Raw genomic sequence first — 18,803 nt, forward strand, 5'->3', positions numbered from 1 at the left:
GAATAAGTATGTGTCAATCAACTGCCTGTAAAGGTCCGATTCTGTTCAACTAACATTCAGCGGGAAAGACGCTCGCTGAATGAAGTTTCACTTTACTGGTTCTCTTTCGGTACTCCTGGTTTAGCGTCATAACCTGCTGTAAAGCAAGAAACTATAAAGGTCACAGCAACGCCTAAGATCAGAGCAAGTTTCATGATATTTCCTCCTTGTATCGTATATGTATACCTTGTTAATTTTATTATACCACTATTATACCGAATAATGACCCCGATGTGAACTGTGGTTTCATTACCCCTTGTATTACACGAATTATTTTATTTTTCGAACAGTGCGATCCTTTATTGTATCGATTGACAAAATAGAGTATATTAGTTGATGAAGTGAATGCTAAAGCTCTATAATGAAAACAGAGTGTGAAAAGCCGTTATCGTACATGTCAAAAAGAGGCGAATTCACGAACGACCTCTTGTATAACGGGATATAGTTAACGACTAATGGGGGTATAAGACGTGGCACAAAATGAAGAATCTCACGAAAGATTCTGGGGCAGTTTTCATGGACCAAACATGGGGTATATTGAAGAGCAATACGAATTATACAAGAAAAACCATGAAGCAGTTGATCCTTCTTTAAAAGAACTGTTTGATCAGCATGGAGCCCCCGACTGGTTCCGTCCTTCAAAAGGCACCCGCCAGGAACCGGCATCTTCCATAGGTGATGTTAAAAAATTAACCTCAGCAATGAAACTTGTTGAGGCTATTCGTCGTTTTGGTCATCTTGAGGCAGACATTTATCCGGTTGGGCATGGTAAACGCAATACAAATCTTGTCGACCCGGAAACATATGATTTGTCTGAACAGGATTTGAGAAATATACCTGCCTCATGGTTGTGGGAGCAGGCACCTAGTGGTGTGGATGATGGACTTGACGTGATCAGTGAATTGAAAAAGTTATATTCCGGAACGATTACGTTTGAATATGACCATGTCAATAATGAAGATGAACGGGAATGGTTACTGGAATATATTGAATCCGGCAAGTATGATGCAGCATGTTCTAATGAAAATAAAAAGAATCTGCTTGAACGTCTTGCTCAAGTCGAGGGGTTTGAAGAGTTCCTCCAAAAAACATTTGTCGGGCAAAAACGATTTTCCATTGAAGGTTTGGAATCGATGGTCCCCATGCTCGACCGCATTGTTAAAAATTCCATTGAGGACCGGATTGAACATATTATGATGGGAATGGCTCACCGCGGGCGTCTCAGTGTACTGGCACATGTTCTGGGGAAACCATTTGATAAAATATTCTCCGAGTTTCATCACTCGCCTGATAAAGAATTGATTCCTTCTGAAGGATCAACAGGCATTAACTATGGATGGACTGGGGATGTGAAGTATCACTTTGGTGCAACGAAAGATGTTCGAGAAGGCGATGAAACGGCAACACGTATTACACTTGCCAACAACCCATCTCACCTGGAATTTGTTAATCCGGTTGTAGAAGGATTTGCGCGTGCAGGGCAGGATGATCGCTCGCAAAAAGGCTATCCTGAGCAGGATTTCAGTAAGGCACTGCCTGTGCTCATTCATGGTGATGCAGCATTTATTGGAGAAGGTGTTGTTGCGGAAACATTGAATTTTAAAGGGCTGCCCGGCTATCAGACAGGTGGGACACTCCACATAATCGCCAATAATCTGCTCGGTTATACGACCAACCAGGAAGACGGAAGATCAACACGCTATGCCAGTGATCTGGCAAAAGGTTTCGAAATTCCAATCATTCATGTGAACGCAGATGACCCTGTCGCATGTGTCGTTGCGATCAAAATGGCTTATGAATATCGCCAAAAATTCCATAAGGACTTTTTGATTGATATGGTTGGTTATCGTCGCTACGGTCATAATGAAATGGATGAACCACGGGCAACACAGCCTTATTTGTACAAAGATATTGACAATCATCCTACAATTGCAAGTGTTTATGCTAAACGTTTGCAAAAAGAAGGTATTGTAGAACAGGATGAGTTGGAAAATTTAAAGAAGCAAACTGAGTCCAGCTTGCGGGAAATTTATGAAAACATGAAAGAGAATGAATCCGGTGAAGTGGAAGCCAGACAAATGCCTAAAGCTTTAACAAACGGCCTTGATAATTTTGAAACCGCAGTACCGTTTGAAACACTGGAAACTTTGAATAGAGGTCTGCAATCACGTCCGGAAGGGTTTACCGTTTTCCGGAAATTACAGCGAATTCTCAGTCGCCGTGAGAATGTTCTGGAAGAAGGAAATAAAGCTGACTGGGGTGCAGGCGAGGCTCTGACATATGCATCTATTTTAAATGATGGTATCCCTATTCGTTTAACAGGTCAGGACACAGAGCGCGGAACGTTTGCACACCGGCATTTGGTTTTGCATGATGCAGAAACTGGTGAAACGTATTGTCCAATGCACGGTCTTGATGGCGTGGAAGCATCTTTTGACATCCGGAACAGCCCACTTTCAGAGGCTGGTGTATTAGGTTTTGAATATGGTTATAGTGTGCAGGCACCGAATACACTTGTTATCTGGGAAGCTCAATTTGGTGATTTTGCCAATGCGGCGCAAGTTATTTTTGATCAATTCATTTCGGCGGCACGCGCAAAATGGGGCGATAAGTCGAACATGGTATTCCTCTTGCCGCATGGCTATGAAGGTCAGGGTCCGGAACATTCCAGTGCCCGTCTTGAACGCTTTTTGCAATTGGCAGCGGAAAATAATTGGATTGTTGCCAATGTCACGTCGTCAGCGCAATATTTCCATCTGATGCGACGGCAGGCTGCGATGCGCAATAAAGAAGAAGCACGGCCATTGATTCTGATGTCACCAAAAAGTTTATTGCGAAATCAGCGGGTTGCCTCAAGTGCGGAAGAATTTACAGATGGTAAATTCGAGCCATTAAGACAGCAGCCTAATTTGAAAGTGAGCAAAAAGAACGCAACAAGGTTATTGATTGGAAGCGGTAAGATAATGGTAGACATTGAAGAAGCCATTGTGGATTCAGATGAAAAGTTTGATTGGCTGCGAGCTTTCAGACTGGAACAAATTTACCCATTCCCTGCAAAACAACTGGAAAAAGAATTAAGAGATTTACCGAACCTGAAAGAAATTGTCTGGGTACAGGAAGAACCGCAGAATATGGGTAGCTGGGACTTCGTAGATGATTACTTAAGAGAATTATTAACAGAGAATCAGGCATTGAGGTATATAGGACGTCCACATCGTGCGTCACCAGCTGTAGGAGAACCAAACGTAGACAAAACAGAACAGCGGCAAATCATTGAGCAAGCGATAAACCCGTCAGAAGGAGGAGATTCCAGTGAGTGAAATTAAAATTCCGGAACTTGCAGAATCGATTACAGAAGGCACCATTTCCGAATGGCTTGTCAAAAAAGGTGACAAAGTTGAAAAAGGCGATCCGGTTGTTGAATTGGAAACCGATAAGGTCAATGTCGAAGTAAACACTGATTATGCAGGGGTTATTACCGAGATTATACATGGGGAAGGCGACGATGTTGAAGTCGGTGATGTTATTGCCAAAGTTGATGAAAGTGGTGAAGCAGGAGGCAGTGACTCCGAGGAAGGGAGTAAAGAGAAACCTGCCGGCGATGCTGCTGCAAAAGAAGAAAAAACACCGGATCCTTCCACAGAAGAAGTAAAAGATCATCAGCAAGAATCACAGGATGATTCCTCCGACAGCAGTCAGGACGTTATAGCATCTCCTGCCGCCCGTAAGCGTGCCCGTGAACTAGGCATTGACTTGAGCGATGTGCAGACACGTGATCCATTGGGCCGTGTACGTCCGGAAGATGTTGAGTCAACTGCAAAAGGCGGCAGTAAGAATGCAGAATCGAAGCCAACTAAGCAAGAAGAAACGAAGCAGTCAGAAGAAACGGAATTCGATAAGCCTGTTGAGCGTATTAAAATGTCCCGACGCCGTCAGACGATTGCTAACCGCCTTGTTGATGTTCAACAGGAATCGGCCATGTTAACGACATTTAATGAAGTCGATATGTCAGCCATCATGAAACTCCGCAGTGAACGGAAAGAGACCTTTTTGGAAAAACATGATGTAAAGTTAGGATTTATGTCCTTCTTTACAAAAGCTGTCATCGGTGCATTAAAAGACTTCCCGCTCTTGAATGCAGAAATCCAGGGTAAAGAACTTGTCGTGAAAAAGTTCTATGATATCGGCATTGCCGTATCGACTGATGAAGGGCTGGTCGTACCGGTCGTTCGTGATGCAGACAAATTGGATTTTGCCGGTGTTGAAAAAGAAATTGCCAACCTCGGAAAGAAAGCAATGAATAAGGAATTGTCATTGAAAGACTTGCAGGGCGGAACATTCACCATTACCAACGGTGGTACTTTTGGATCGATGTTGTCTACACCTATCCTGAATGCTCCTCAGGTAGGGATCCTTGGTATGCATAACATTCAAAAACGTCCAGTGGTCATGCCTGACGATTCGATAGAAGTACGTCCAATGATGTATCTGGCTGTATCGTATGACCATCGGATTGTCGACGGTAAAGAAGCCGTACAGTTCCTTGTCCGGATTAAAGAATTGCTGGAAGATCCATATGACTTATTACTGGAAGGCTGAGGGATAGAGTGAAGCTCCATTCAGCGGGGCTATTCCCGCTGACGATAAGGAACTCAGGCGTCCACGAAAAAGAAAAGCACTTTTTCTTCATGTGATGCATTGCTGCCGAAAGTTTTCCTTATCCTGTGCTTGCGATGACTTGGCACAAAATTGTAGGGAAACAAATTCAAGTAGATATCTTGTTGCAATGCCTTTATGACCTGCATCTTGCAGGCCCTGACAAAATCGGTCATTTACTGCCCGTTAAATGCGGGATAAGCTAAAAACCCTCGCTTTGGTGTGTTTACGTGGCGGGGGTTTTTTGGGAAATAATATGGAAAGAAGTTATTAACTGCGCGTTTCAACGTGTTGTTCAATTGATAACTGCTCTCTTTAACAGTTTGATATCCGACTCCATTTCTACAATCTTGTCGTTGAATGTAGAATTCATGATCGTCTGAAACTCATAATTTTTAGCGGTTTGTTCTCTTACAATACTCGACATTTGCGAGTCTGCCATTCATTTCAGTGAACCTGTCATCAAGCTTATCAAATCTGTTGTCAATGGCCGAGAATCTGGTACCAATGTCATTAAATCTGTCGTTAACGGCGGTGAATCTGTCATCAATTTGGTCGAATCTGTCATTAAAGTCAGTGAATCTGTCTTCAATCTCATCGAATCTGTTGTCAATGGCCGAGAATCTGGTACCAACGTCATTAAATCTGTCGTCAACGGCGGTGAATCTGTCATTAATCTGATCGAACCTGTCATTAAATTCAGTGAATCTGTCTTCAATCTCATCGAATCTGTTGTCAATGGTTGAGAATCTGGTACCAATGTCATTAAATTTGTCGTCAACGGCGGTGAATCTGTCATTAATCTGATCGAACCTGTCATTAAAATCTTCCCGTATTGTGTCGAACTGACTGTTTAGTTTTTGCATTTCCGTTAATATAAGTTTCATATCATCACTCATCTTTTAAAACCCCCTCCCCCTTATAAAAAGTATATCATGTTTCAAAAAAAAGCATCTGTTGAAAAAGTAAAATTGATGTAAAAAAGATGTCCAAAATTTAAAAAAATCCCTGTCTAAAGGCTTGATTTACCGCATATTTTGATTTCCCATATTCATTTTTGACAAATATTAGATTCATTAGTGCGCTGGATTTTCATGTTAAAACTTGTGTCTCCAGGGAATGAATATAATAGCTGAATAAAAAAGTATTTGCCAGACGTCTGACAACCTGTTACAATCACATTTGGAAAAAGCGATTGTGTAAGCGGTTATTCGTTTATGAATTCGCTTTAACATTATAAGGGAGGCTTCATCAGTGGACATTCTGCTTGGGATTTTGGCTATTATAATTGTACTTGGTCTGGCATATTTCATGTCAAATGATAAGAAAAATATTAACTATAAAGGTATCGGTATTATGCTGATTGCCCAACTTATCATTACATGGTTCATGTTTAATACGGGTGTTGGGCGCACCGTTATTAATGGCATTTCAGCCGCTTTTAATAAATTGATTGAGTTTGGCAAAGAAGGCGTTAATTTTGTTGTCGGTGGTATAGAAGTAGCAGAAGGTGGAGATGTTTTCTTCTTTAATGTACTGCTGTTGATTATCTTTTTCTCGACGTTGCTTTCTGTCCTGACGTATTTGCGAATTTTGCCGCCGATTATTAAATATATGGGCGGTCTTTTGTCGAAAATTACCGGGCTGCCAAAAGTAGAATCTTTTAATGCCGTGAACAGTATTTTCTTTGGACAGTCGGAAGCGTTACTGGCAATCAAAACTCAATTCCATCATTTGAACAATAACCGATTATATATTGTCAGCGCATCGGCTATGGGGTCGGTATCAGCGTCCATTGTGGGTGCATACCTGCAAATTTTGCCGCCTGAATATGTATTGGCAGCATTACCGCTCAACATGTTCAGTGCACTGACACTTGCTTCTGTCATTGCACCGGTAAATGTGCCCAAGGAAGCAGATAAAGTAGATGTGAAAGAGGTTTCGCAGGATAAAAGTATTTTCGAAGCGATGAGTAATGGTGCATTGGACGGTGGGAAAATTGCCCTTATTGTTGCTGCCATGCTGATTGCATTCATTGCTGCGCTGGAATTGGTTAATTGGCTGATTCAGTTCGTCTTTGCAGGTGTCACCCTGCAGCAAATACTGGGTTATATCATAGCACCAATTGGCATTCTGATGGGTATTTCACCGGGCGAAGTAATTGAAGCTGGCGGTGTGATGGGAACGAAAATTGTAACCAACGAATTTGTAGCGATGCTGGAATTTGAGCAAATGCTTGGGTCTATATCCGAGAAAACGATTGGTATTGTTTCGGTATTCCTGACAAGCTTTGCCAATTTCTCATCGATTGGTATTATTGCAGGAACTGTACAGGGGATTGACAGCAAAAAAGCTGTACAAGTTTCCGGATTTGGTATGAAACTGCTTGTCGGGGCAACACTGGCGTCTATTTTGTCCGCAACGATTGCAGGCCTGTTTTTATAGTGAAAAAAGAAAAACCGCCTTTAGGGGCGGCTTTTCTCGCTTAATGAGACCTGGCCAGTTTTGAATATTTTTTCTGCAGACAGAGTAATCGCAATGACAAAGTAAAAGCACCGGCGCTTAATCCGATAATAATACCAACCCAATAGCCGAATGGTTCCAGTGCCGTAAAATTAGCTAAAAGCCAGCCGCTTGGCAGTCCGATAACCCAATAGGAGATAAGGGCCATCACCAGTGTCATATTAACGTCCTTGTAGCCGCGTAATGCTCCCTGAACTGGCGCACCAAATCCGTCGGCGAACTGATAGACAATCGCAAAATAGATAAATTGTTTCGTCAGCTCAACGACTTGCGGGTTGGAATTATAAAGTTGTGCAACGGGATCATTGAATACATAAAGCACTATCCCTGCAAAAAGAGCGATGATCAATCCTCCGCTGATTCCAATGAAACTATATGTCTTGGCGTGATCAAACCGTTTAGCACCTGATTCAAAGCCGATTGCAATCGTAAGCGCCATCCCGACACTTAGCGGAATCATATATAACATCGTGGCAAAATTCATGGCTGCCTGATGCGCGGCAATCGTATACGTGCTGTAGACGCTCATTAATAATGTAACAGCGGAGAAAATGCTCGTCTCAAAAAAGATGGCAAACCCAATCGGTATACCAATTTTTAGCTGTTCCCACCATGCCTTTACTGACGGATGAGTCCAGCCTGATAAAATGGTATATTGACGGAATGGATAAATGTTATGAATAAAACCAACAGCAATACCACATGAAAGCCAATAGGTTAACGCTGTGGCAATTCCGGCACCAATACCGCCTAATGCCGGCAAACCGAGTTTTCCAAAAATAAAAATATAGTTAAAAAAGAGATTTAATGGTAATGTCGTTAATATAATGATCATGGAAATTCTCGTTTGCCCAAGTGCATCAATAAAGCTGCGTAATGTATTAAACATAAATAACGGGATGATACCGGAACTTAATGTAATGAGATAGTACTTTGCAATGTGACGTACATCATGTTCAAGATCCATCAAATTTAAAGCAGGATTGAGTACAAAAGCTCCAATCGTTATAGTAACTATGGCCAAACCAATGGCCAGATAAATTCCTTGCTGTATTTTTTCCGGTACTTTATCGTCAGCTTTAGCACCGATTAAATGGGCTATAATTGGTGTGATGGCTAAAAATATTCCATTAACACCTGTGAAGATCGGTACCCAAAGGCTTGATCCAATCGCAACACCGGCCAGATCCTCAGCCCCCGCACGACCTGACATAACGGTGTCGAAAAAATTCATGAGGTACAGGCCAACCTGTGTTATCAGGATGGGTACTAATATGACAGCAAATAATTTTAGTTTGTCTTTTAATGTTGATGTCTCGTACATATTACGCTTCCTTTTTGTCTTTTTTTCGAGTAGGATGGAGTAAACTGTTAGAATACAACAGCTATTATACCGCTTTACTTCAACATCAGAAAAGTGTCAATTGTGGTTAACCTTATAGGAAAAACTTCGGTACTCGCAATAAGACTAGGGCGAGCCTTGAGTTTTTTCTAATAAGATAAAAAAGTATATCATTTACCAGTATATATCTTTATTACAAAAAAGCTACGTCCGGCTTTGACGTATAGGAACTACAAGTACGGCGCTGGCATAGGACGTCAAGTTTTTAACCTGTAATGGTGTTTACGTCTTTATTTCATGTTGCAATAGAAGGAGTGCTGCGTTTATGAGTGCAGAAAGAATTTTATTTACAGGCGGTGGTACTGCCGGTCATGTGATCGTTAACCTTGCTCTTATTCCAGTTTTTCAGAAAGAAGGATGGGAAATTGATTATATCGGATCCAAAAATGGGATTGAACGCAGGCTGGTTGAATCGCTTGATGGGGTCACGTATCATCCGATTTCTACTGGTAAATTGCGTCGCTATATGTCAAAAGAAAATATGAAAGACCCATTTAAGGTGTTCAAAGGAATTATGCAAGCGTGGCGCATTATTGGCAAACGAAAGCCATCTGTCATATTTTCAAAAGGAGGGTTTGTTTCCGTACCGGTTATAATGGCAGCTAAGTTGCGCCGTGTGCCAGCAGTTATCCATGAATCGGACTACACACCAGGTCTTGCTAACAGACTCTCTATTCCGTTTGCCCAAAAAGTACTGGCAACCTTTCCGGAGACAATGGACTATCTTCCGGAAAAGAAAGCAGAATATGTTGGGGCAGTCATAAGAGATGAACTTTTCGAGGGCGATAAAGAAATAGGACTGAAACTATGCGGTTTTACTAAAGAAAAACCTGTATTACTCATTATGGGCGGAAGCGGCGGATCTGAAAAAATAAATCAAACGGTGCGGGCACGTCTTGATCAGCTTTTGTTCGAATTTCAGATTGCTCATATTTGTGGTCAGGGGAAAACCGATCCGTCTATTGATCAAAAGGGTTATGCTCAATTTGAATATGTTAAAGACGAATTGAAGGATTTATTTGCTGTATCGGACCTTGTATTGTCACGTGCAGGGGCAAATGCCATTTTTGAATTTCTGGCACTCCGCAAGCCGATGCTGCTGATTCCGCTGTCAAAATCCGCGAGCAGGGGAGACCAGATCATCAACGCCAATTCATTTAAGGAAAAAAACTATGCGCGCGTAATGGAAGAGGAAGCCTTAACGGAGGAATCATTGGTGCAGGAACTGTTTAAGCTGAAAGAACAGGCACCGGTCATCATCGATCATATGAAACATTACGAGAGTGAAAAAGCGCGCGGGCGGGTGATCGATATTATTAAAAATACAGGTGGAACTCCCGAATAAATGTAAAAGTGGACGGATAGAGACAAATAGTGGCTGAATATTCCCTGATCTAAATCATGCCGGTATTATACTATTGTGTTTCATAAGCCGGATAAAGTAACTCAATTACCGGCAGAATCAAAAAATTGTCTCCTAACAAGGGAGACAATTTTTTGATTAATGCTTGAAGAGACTCCCCAGATTGCTCTGCCAAAATGAACAGTGGAGAGCATGTCAAAGTAAAAGCGTACTTCCCCGCAATGATAGTAATCTGAACAATATTAAAATGGCGATTCTTGAATATTGAAAAGGGTTTTTTGTCGATATACGGAGTATTTTGGAATATAAGTCCAGTTTTAGTATGTTATTAAAAAGTAATATTGCCAAATCTATTTTTATAGCGTTATATCAATCTATATGCAATTTGATATAAACTGTATTGTTTATTAAGATAAAAAGTGTTTGCAAGCGATCTAATCCGCATTATGCTTCTTTTACGTCCATGTTATTTTCAATTCTTCCGGAACATCGATTTCATTTTATCGCTTAGGACAGTACTTAATTTTTCAACCATTTATTAAATAAAACCTAGAAAAAAGGAGTAATCAAATGAAAAAACTATTTATATTGGTATCTGCTGTTCTTTTAATGATACTTGCTGCATGTGGCGGATCTGATTCAGGAGATGATGAATCAGGTTCAGAGGCGAGTGTTGATAAGCTAGTTTTCGCTGATGCAGGCTGGAACAGCATCAGAGTTCATAATTCGATCGCCCAGAAAATTATTGAAGAAGGGTATGGTATTGATACCGAGGTTACACCAGGTTCAACTGCAGCAACTGTTCAAGGGCTGCGGGAAGGCGATATTGATATTTACATGGAATTGTGGACAGATAACATCAAAGACGTATACAATGAAGCGATTGAAGCAGGCGATTTTGAAAAAGTTTCCACAAACTTTGATGACAATGTACAAGGCATCTATGTTCCGACATATGTTATTGAAGGTGACGAAGAACGGGGAATTGAACCAATGGCGCCTGACTTACAAACAGTTGAAGATTTGAAAAACTATCCGGAACTGTTTGAGGATCCAGCCGAGCCTGGTAAAGGCCGTTTAATTAACGCACCAAGCGGTTGGGCAGTAGAAGAAAGCATTACGCAAAAGATGGAAACATATGGTTTAAATGATACATTCGAAAACTTTAAGCCAGGCTCAGATGCTGCCATTGTTGCATCTTTGGCTGACGCATATGAAGCCGGAGAAGCATGGGTTGGTTATTATTGGTCACCGACCGCTGTGACGGCAAAGTATGACTTGACATTGCTGGAGGAGCCGGCGTTTGATCAGGAGACATGGGATGAAACAAAAGGGACAGAATTTCCTCCAAATGATGTTGTTATAGGTGTTCATAAAGATGTACCCGAGGCAGCACCGGAAGTTGTTGAGTTCTTGCAAAACTATGAAACAAGCAGTGCTTTAACTGAAGAAGCGCTGGACTACATGAATGAAAATGAGGATGCTTCAGCTGAAGAAGCAGCTATATGGTGGATGAACGAACATGAAGATGAATGGACCAGTTGGGTTCCTGAAGATGTGGCCGACAAAGTCAAGGATTCAATGGAATAAACCATAAAGCAGCTGGCCTGCCGGTTGGCTGCTTTTCTAATTTTAACAGAAAAAGAGGTGTTATATGATGGGCATATTCCCGGATATAACGTTTAAACTGGGTGATTATGTCGAAACGTTTATTAATTTTTTGGATCGATCGCTGGAAAGCTTTTTTGATTTCATTTATTTATTTTCGTCTGAGATTATAAATGGCATTGAAGGGATTTTGCTTTGGCTGCCCTGGTGGCTGTTTATTTTACTTATCGTGTTGCTGGGATGGTATTTTAAATCCATCTTTGCTGGTGTTCTTTATGGTGTCTTTATATTCCTGATTGGCACGTTTGGCTTATGGGAAGATTTGATGACGACCATTGCCATTGTTATGACCGCTGTTATTATTTCATTGGCACTGGGTATTCCGCTTGGTGTATGGATGGCATTCAGTAAGGGGTTTTCAACGGTTATGCGGCCAATCCTTGACGCAATGCAGACAATGCCTAGTTTTGTCTATTTAATACCTGCTATTTTCTTCTTCGGGCTGGGAAACGTATCCGCTATTTTTGCTACACTTATTTATGCAATACCTCCCGTCATAAGGCTTACAGAGCTAGCAATTCGCGGTGTGGATAAAGAAGTGATTGAATCAGCACAATCCTTTGGTTCGTCCAAAATGCAGATGCTGTTCAAAATACAGCTGCCCCAAGCACTCCCGACCATTATGGCAGGTGTGAACCAGACGACCATGATGGCGCTGGCAATGGTAGTCATTGCATCAATGGTTGGCGCTCAAGGTCTTGGAGAGCAAGTGCTGGTGTCGATTAACCAGATTGATATTGCATTAGGGTTTGAAGCGGGAATCAGTATCGTGTTCCTGGCTATCATTATTGATCGTATTACCGGCGGTGTAGCAAATAAATTTCAGAAGCACAGGAGGATAGCGTAATGAGTGCAAAGATAAAAGTGGATCATGTATCGAAAATTTTTGGACCAAGACCTAAGTCCATCATCCCCAAAATTAAAAGCGGTATGAGCAAAGGTGAAATATTGACTGAGACGGGCCATACGGTTGGTGTCTATGATGCATCAATGGAGATTGAACAGGGCGAAATTTTTGTCATCATGGGTCTTTCCGGAAGTGGCAAATCAACCCTCATACGCTGTTTTAATTTACTGAATAAGCCCACAGATGGTTCGATATTCATCGACGGTGAAGATATCGTTCAGTATAACAATGCTCAGCTAAAGCAAGTACGTCAGGAAAAAGTTGCGATGGTGTTTCAGCATTTTGGTCTTTTCAATCATCGGACCATTATGGCGAACGTCGAATATGGGTTGGAGATTCGTAATATTTCCAAAGAAGGGCGGCGCGAAATCGCACAAAAAAATATTGATATTGTCGGATTGAAAGGTTATGAGGATAAATATCCGGATGAACTTTCCGGCGGTATGCAGCAGCGTGTCGGTTTGGCGCGAGCGCTTGCCAATGATCCGGATATTCTATTGATGGACGAGCCTTTCAGTGCGTTGGATCCGCTCATCCGGCGTGAGATGCAGCTTGAACTGCTGGATATTCAGGAACGATTGCAGAAAACGATTATTTTCATTACACATGATGTCAATGAGGCGTTCAAACTGGGTGATCGGGTTGCTGTTATGAAAGATGGCAAAGTCAATCAGATCGGGACACCGGAAGCAATCATTGAAAAGCCTGCAAACGACTATATTTCTGAATTCATTAAAGATATTGATCGGTCGAAAGTTTTTCAGGCTGAAAACATTATGATTAAGCCAAACGCACATGTTTCCATGAAAGATGGTTTAAATGTTGCCCGGAAAGAAATGGAAGAGAATGGGATATCCAGTGTGTTTGTCGTCGACCGCAGCCGCCATGTCAAAGGAATCGTCACAATTGATGACGCTATAAAAGGTCTGAAGAAGCAAAAATCGCTTGCAGATATGATGCGTACTGATATCACCATTGTTCAGCAGGACGAGTATGTAAATGATTTGATCGCCAAAGCGCTTGAATCGAGTTTTCCATTGGCGGTTGTCAATGAAGAAGAGAAATTAGCCGGTTTTATTTTACGTGTGCATGTGTTGTCAGGATTGGCAACTGAGGACGTGGAAGAGAGCAATGAATATCATGTTTGAAGATATACAGAAAAACTGGCCCCCCTTTGAGGGAGGCCAGTTATTTTAGTTAATGAGGAACTTGTTTCAGTATCTATTTTGATAAATTTTTTAGTATATCGGTAATCTATGGTTGCCCAGGAGATCCCTTCGTAACTAGGTCTACTTTTCCCGTTTTCGGATCGATGACCAGTCCATGAACACGTACATATGAAGGCAATAAAGGGTGACTGCGGACGATGGAAACACTTTCCCTGACTGATTCCTCTACAGAATCAAATCCGCGGAATTCCCCTTCCAGGTTAATCCCAGCGTTTTTCAGTGTATCAATCGAATCCCCTGAGATGCCTTTTTCCAGCATAGCTTGCTCAAATGCTGCCGGTTCCATATGTGACATGCCGCAATCATGATGACCAATCACCATAACTTGTTCTGCCTTTAATGCGTATATCGCAACAAGAATACTTTTCATGGCGCTGTCAAATGGATGACGGAGAATCGCACCAGCATTTTTGACCATTTTGACGTCACCATTTTGGATGTTTAATGATTTCGGTAACAATTCGACCAATCGTGCGTCCATACATGTAAAGATGACGGTTCGCTTGTTAGGAACGCTGTCTGTCTGATATGGTTTATAATTTTTGTTTGTTACAAATTGTTCATTGTACGAAAGCATGTCGTCAAGATTCATTTCAATCCCTTCCTTTCTACTGAGCAGTATGATGAATGATTAATTTTTCCTGGTATAATGCTGTTACTCTTGCTTTCATAAAGATGGCAATTTCCCAAATGATGGCGATCAGGACGACCCAGGCCCAATAGTCCAAAAATGTCCGTTGCAGGTTATTGAGCGGTTCGGCAACTGGATAAAAGGGGTTTGCTTGCATGATTAATGTGAACGTATAAAACATGCCAAATGTAAAGTTTCGGGACCATTGGGTTACATGATAAGTAAAAATCCCTTGTTCCCAGCCGTATTGTTTGATCCGCTTAATGGCCCGTACTAATTCAACTGCTTCCACAATGATTAATAAGCCGAACACCAATAGCCAAAAATAAGTGGCAAACATTGGCGTAAATGTGTTCGTCGTTACAATTGCCAGACCTGTAATCGATAGAGCACCATGAATGATGCAGTTCGTATTTGCCCAATCGTCGGCGAGGGTCCAGTTATGATGTCTGATATACCTGTTAAATAGCAATGCAATTCCGGCAAGGTAAAAAAGTATACCTAATATAATGATTGCTTCAGAAAAATAAACTGGAAATTGGAAAAATACATTATTCAATAAAATTATAATCGATTGAGTTCCGACAGTTGAAAGTAATACAGCTCCGTGAACGGGAAAGTTCCTATGATCAAATAATAATTGTTTAAAATTATAAAAGCAATTGGCTAAAAAGAAAAACCATAAAAACGTATTGAAAACGGCCATTGCCTGGGTTAGCAATAAAATCTCAGGGAAATATTTCAGGAATACATTACATAAAACTGATACACCGGCAATCCATGTTCCAATAACAAACGAATTAACCGGATTTTGAAGAAAAGGAATCAGGAAATCCCGGTGAAAAAACTGTATCGACAAATCCTTATAAATAATAACCCACGCAACAAGCAGAAAGAACGCTAAATACTTTCCATACGAAACATCAAGAACTGGAAATGCTTCAACAGCTCCAATCAGATAAATCCCGCACGCCATAATGATAGCACCGGATGCAGGTTCAATTTTTTTGTAGTGCCCTTTAAGTAACATCATCATCCACATCCATACCAAATGATTTCATTTAGCATTATATCATGTTTCATTTGTTTCTCATTCATTTTCATATAAAACTTGTGAGATATATCACAAAAAATATGGCGGTTTTGTGGACCGTTTGATTGTTGACCGTTTTAGCTGCTGATTCAATCTTTGTTGAAGTAAATGGTATAATGAAATTGATAACTTTTAAACAACGAAGCCAATGCGTTTTTACGAGTTGTCCTTATAAGAAAGGCAGTAGCGTCTTGCAAGGTGGTGTCTTATGAATAACAATAATAGAAATCGCGACGTTATTGATGATGATTTATATGAGGAGCTTGATGAGGAAAAACTGTATGAACTTGTTGAGCAGGAGCGGCAAAAAGCACTTACAAGAGCGCAGAATAAAAAAACACCTAAACCACGGCGCCGGTTCCCCAAATGGCTGTTCTGGCTGATTGCGGCTGTGATGGTATTAAATGTTGTTTCACTTATCCCAAGAACCTTTTCTATTCCGGCGATCGATTTTTTAATCACATCCGCTAAACTTTCGACCCAGGAAAACATTCAGCATTACAAGGAGGCTGTCGTTGTTATCGAGACGGATGATGGAAGGGGAACCGGTTTTTCGATATCGGCTGATGGTACTATTATTACGAATCACCATGTTGTTGAAGGCGAGGATTCGGTTACCGTGGCATTTCCGGAAAAAGGGTTGTTTGCCGGGGATGTTGTGGAGACATATCCGTCCGTAGATTTGGCTGTTTTGAATGTCAGCGGAGATACGTTGCCTCATCTGAAACTTGCAGATGAAGCCACGTTTGAACCAGGGAGTGAACAGGTTTATTTTATCGGTAATCCGACTAATTTTAACGGTATAGCAAATGAAGGCAGGATTATTGGTGATATAAGGCTGAATGGCTGGGACAAACCGGTTATCATGATGGAAGCACCGGTTTTTCGGGGGAACAGCGGAAGTCCAGTTATCAATGAAGACGGCAGCGTTATAGGTATCGTGTTTGCGACGCTTCACCATGATACACATGGACGTGTCGGGTTGTTTATACCGATTGACTATTATTACAGCCACTAAGATGAGTGCCTTTGTGATAACGTTCAGCCATCCGATTGGTTAGCAGATGATATTTATTCTGATATGGCTCTGAAGGAACGCCATAAACATCTACACTGTACTGCTTTAATCACAAGTAATGTATTTTTAAAATAAACGTAATGAATCTGTGATCGTAACCACAGGACTTGGTGCGTTACGATTGGTAATATCAGACAGATTATCAGATAAAGATGGTGGATGTATGCTGAACATGAATGATTTACGCATAAAAGCAATTTGTGATGATCAAATGAAAAACACACCCAAAAAATACACTCATAAACCGTATTTTATAATGGCTGGGGGTGCCGTATGTTGATGAGCAATCAGCCTTTAACGGAAATCCCTCTTGAAGACATGATTACCTCGGTACAGGAAGGTGATCATATCACACAAAATTATCTTCTGAAATGTTATCAGCCATTTATCGCTAAATGCGTTTCAGAAGTGTGCAAGCATTACATTGATCCGAAAACAGACGACGAATTCAGTATTGGATTAAATGCTTTTAATGAAGCTATTATGACCTATTGTCCTGAAAAAGGCAGTTCTTTCCTATCATTCTCAAAACTGGTCATAAAGCGGAAAGTCATTGATTATATTCGTTATGTTCAAAAAACACCAGTTGCATTATCATTGGATGAAAGCTATGATGAGGAACAGATGGAAAATCCGATCGAGGTTTTGGCAGTTAGGGAATTTTACCGTGAAGAGCAGAATAGCCGGTACCTCAAAGAAGAAATTGTTGACTTCAAAGAAAAACTGCACAGCTATAAACTGTCGTTGATCCAGCTGACAGACGTGTCACCGAAGCACAAAGATGCCCGGGAAACTGCTATTTCGGTTGCCAGGATCCTGTATAATGATACGGAATTGAGGGCCTATGTTCAAAAAAAGAAAAAATTACCGCTTAAAGACTTGGCGAATAAGGTGAACGTCAGTAAGAAAACGCTGGAACGGAACAGGAAATTTATCCTAGCGATTTTTATTATCCTGGAAGAGAATTACACATATCTTAAGGAGTACCTTAAGGGGGTGGGTTAGTGAAAAAAGGAATTGTGATGGAAAAGCATCGCAACTACATCATCGTTATGCGAAAAGATGGTGCGTTCCAAAAAGCAATACCGCTGGATAATGCAGCTGTTGGCATGGAAGTCAGTTATCAGCCGATCAACGGAAAACACCGTCCCCTGTCTCATTACATAACCGGAAAGAAATATTTTTGGTTTCAAGCGACTGCATTTGCATGCATATTACTATTATTGATACCAATTTATTTTATGATGGACGGAGATGAAACATATGCATATGTCAATATCACCATTAATCCAAGCCTGGAATTGGAAATTGATGATCATTTAAAGGTACAATCGATTGCACCTTTAAATGAGGATGCTGAACAACTTCTTCATCAGATGACAGATTATGAAGGTAATCAGTTAGAATATGTCATTGAACAAATTATAACAGAAAGTGAAGAAGCGAAACTGCTGCAGAATGGAAAAAATATGCTGATAGGCGTAAGTTATATGCCGGAAACACATGAGGTTTCAGTTACCAATGTGATTGATCAATATTTCCTTGATACAGATTGGGCGGTTACAGCATTTCAAGTCCCAAGCAAAATACGGAAACAGGCACATGAGAACAAGCAATCCATGAACGAGCTAATGGCTACAAACCTTATTGAATCAGAAACTGCCAGCGACAAAGAGGTAGAACATGAAGCTGAATCTCCTGTTGATGATGAAGATAGAGAAATTATTCATTCATTTTATAACGATCATGACAATCATTCAGGATCAGCTTCTGAGAAAGAAGAGGCAGATATAAGTGAGGACAAAGAACCATCAGACGAAACAGGGGCCTACAAAAATGATCAAACGGAACAATCGGCAAAACCCGCCAGTCAAAATGAAACGACAGATCCAAGTGAATTAAAGGCTGAAAATGGTAAGAAAAACGGTCACGAGAACCAAAACGCTTCTATACATAATAATACCGATCATGAAGAAGAGGATCATGATCATGGCAAGGTTAAAGGACATGACAAGTCACAGCATCATAGTGGAAAAGCGAAAGAAAGCAATGAAAAGGCAAAAGGACATGAGAAAGCCAAGGAAAATAACGGGAAAGCCAAAGGGCACCAACAAGGGAATTCCGAAAAAGGACACCCCGGACATAACGGAAAAGGTCCAAAATAACTTCATCATCATAAACGAAAAATGCACCGAAAATGGTGCATTTTTCGTT

14 protein-coding genes are annotated in these 18,803 nt (G+C 41.0%); 10 read left to right on the plus strand and 4 right to left on the minus strand.

The window, feature by feature from the left end:
* Nucleotides 1-509 precede the first annotated feature (509 nt).
* Together BM195_RS02725 and odhB are read left to right on the plus strand one after the other, a co-directional pair.
* Complete coding sequence (locus BM195_RS02725) at nt 510-3,359, plus strand: 2-oxoglutarate dehydrogenase E1 component (RefSeq protein WP_090233248.1); 2,850 nt, start codon at nt 510-512, stop codon at nt 3,357-3,359.
* Complete coding sequence (gene odhB / locus BM195_RS02730; protein ID WP_090233251.1) at nt 3,352-4,638, plus strand: 2-oxoglutarate dehydrogenase complex dihydrolipoyllysine-residue succinyltransferase; 1,287 nt, start codon at nt 3,352-3,354, stop codon at nt 4,636-4,638. The genes BM195_RS02725 and odhB overlap by 8 nt, the downstream gene beginning before the upstream one ends.
* A 452-nt stretch (nt 4,639-5,090) precedes the next feature.
* Here the strand turns inward: odhB and BM195_RS02735 are convergent, their stop codons facing one another.
* The gene (locus BM195_RS02735; RefSeq protein WP_090233254.1) at nt 5,091-5,594 is read right to left on the minus strand and encodes a hypothetical protein; all 504 of its coding nucleotides are present in this window, start codon (nt 5,592-5,594) and stop codon (nt 5,091-5,093) included.
* Between the two features lie 355 nt (nt 5,595-5,949).
* Here BM195_RS02735 and BM195_RS02740 point away from each other — a divergent pair, with 355 nt between their 5' ends.
* Nucleotides 5,950-7,140: a NupC/NupG family nucleoside CNT transporter gene (locus tag BM195_RS02740; protein WP_090233257.1), complete on the plus strand. Its 1,191-nt coding sequence runs from the start codon at nt 5,950-5,952 to the stop codon at nt 7,138-7,140.
* A 40-nt stretch (nt 7,141-7,180) separates the two neighbouring features.
* Here BM195_RS02740 and BM195_RS02745 read toward each other — a convergent pair whose 3' ends face one another.
* A complete protein-coding gene (locus tag BM195_RS02745; RefSeq protein ID WP_090233259.1) occupies nt 7,181-8,542 on the minus strand; it encodes an MATE family efflux transporter in 1,362 nt (453 codons plus the stop codon).
* 343 nt (nt 8,543-8,885) lie between these two features.
* Here BM195_RS02745 and BM195_RS02750 point away from each other — a divergent pair, with 343 nt between their 5' ends.
* The 4 genes from BM195_RS02750 (at nt 8,886) to BM195_RS02765 (ending at nt 13,706) form a co-directional block, all read left to right on the plus strand.
* Complete coding sequence (locus BM195_RS02750; protein ID WP_090233261.1) at nt 8,886-9,965, plus strand: undecaprenyldiphospho-muramoylpentapeptide beta-N-acetylglucosaminyltransferase; 1,080 nt, start codon at nt 8,886-8,888, stop codon at nt 9,963-9,965.
* 588 nt (nt 9,966-10,553) lie between these two features.
* On the plus strand, nt 10,554-11,573 hold the full coding sequence (locus BM195_RS02755) for an ABC transporter substrate-binding protein (protein ID WP_090233264.1): 1,020 nt from the start codon (nt 10,554-10,556) through the stop codon (nt 11,571-11,573).
* 67 nt (nt 11,574-11,640) lie between these two features.
* Nucleotides 11,641-12,498, plus strand: a complete 858-nt coding sequence (locus BM195_RS02760; RefSeq protein WP_090234159.1) for an ABC transporter permease — start codon at nt 11,641-11,643, stop codon at nt 12,496-12,498.
* Nucleotides 12,498-13,706 carry a quaternary amine ABC transporter ATP-binding protein gene (locus BM195_RS02765; RefSeq protein WP_090233267.1) on the plus strand — a complete coding sequence of 403 codons (1,209 nt, stop codon included), beginning with the start codon at nt 12,498-12,500 and terminating at the stop codon, nt 13,704-13,706. Before BM195_RS02760 ends, BM195_RS02765 begins: the two co-directional genes overlap by 1 nt.
* A 106-nt stretch (nt 13,707-13,812) precedes the next feature.
* Here BM195_RS02765 and BM195_RS02770 read toward each other — a convergent pair whose 3' ends face one another.
* Together BM195_RS02770 and BM195_RS02775 are read right to left on the minus strand one after the other, a co-directional pair.
* Nucleotides 13,813-14,379 carry a beta-class carbonic anhydrase gene (locus BM195_RS02770; RefSeq protein WP_090233271.1) on the minus strand — a complete coding sequence of 189 codons (567 nt, stop codon included), beginning with the start codon at nt 14,377-14,379 and terminating at the stop codon, nt 13,813-13,815.
* 16 nt (nt 14,380-14,395) lie between these two features.
* Complete coding sequence (locus BM195_RS02775) at nt 14,396-15,451, minus strand: TDT family transporter (protein ID WP_090233275.1); 1,056 nt, start codon at nt 15,449-15,451, stop codon at nt 14,396-14,398.
* Between the two features lie 268 nt (nt 15,452-15,719).
* On the opposite strand from BM195_RS02775, the gene BM195_RS02780 reads away from it, so the two are divergent.
* The 3 genes from BM195_RS02780 (at nt 15,720) to BM195_RS02790 (ending at nt 18,754) form a co-directional block, all read left to right on the plus strand.
* Complete coding sequence (locus BM195_RS02780; protein ID WP_090233277.1) at nt 15,720-16,529, plus strand: S1C family serine protease; 810 nt, start codon at nt 15,720-15,722, stop codon at nt 16,527-16,529.
* Between the two features lie 333 nt (nt 16,530-16,862).
* A complete protein-coding gene (sigI, locus tag BM195_RS02785) occupies nt 16,863-17,594 on the plus strand; it encodes an RNA polymerase sigma-I factor (RefSeq protein ID WP_090233280.1) in 732 nt (243 codons plus the stop codon).
* On the plus strand, nt 17,594-18,754 hold the full coding sequence (locus tag BM195_RS02790) for an anti-sigma-I factor RsgI family protein (protein WP_090233283.1): 1,161 nt from the start codon (nt 17,594-17,596) through the stop codon (nt 18,752-18,754). Before sigI ends, BM195_RS02790 begins: the two co-directional genes overlap by 1 nt.
* Nucleotides 18,755-18,803 lie beyond the last annotated feature (49 nt).

The sequence above is a fragment of the Lentibacillus halodurans genome (assembly GCF_900112045.1).
GTDB lineage: Bacteria > Bacillota > Bacilli > Bacillales > Amphibacillaceae > Lentibacillus > Lentibacillus halodurans.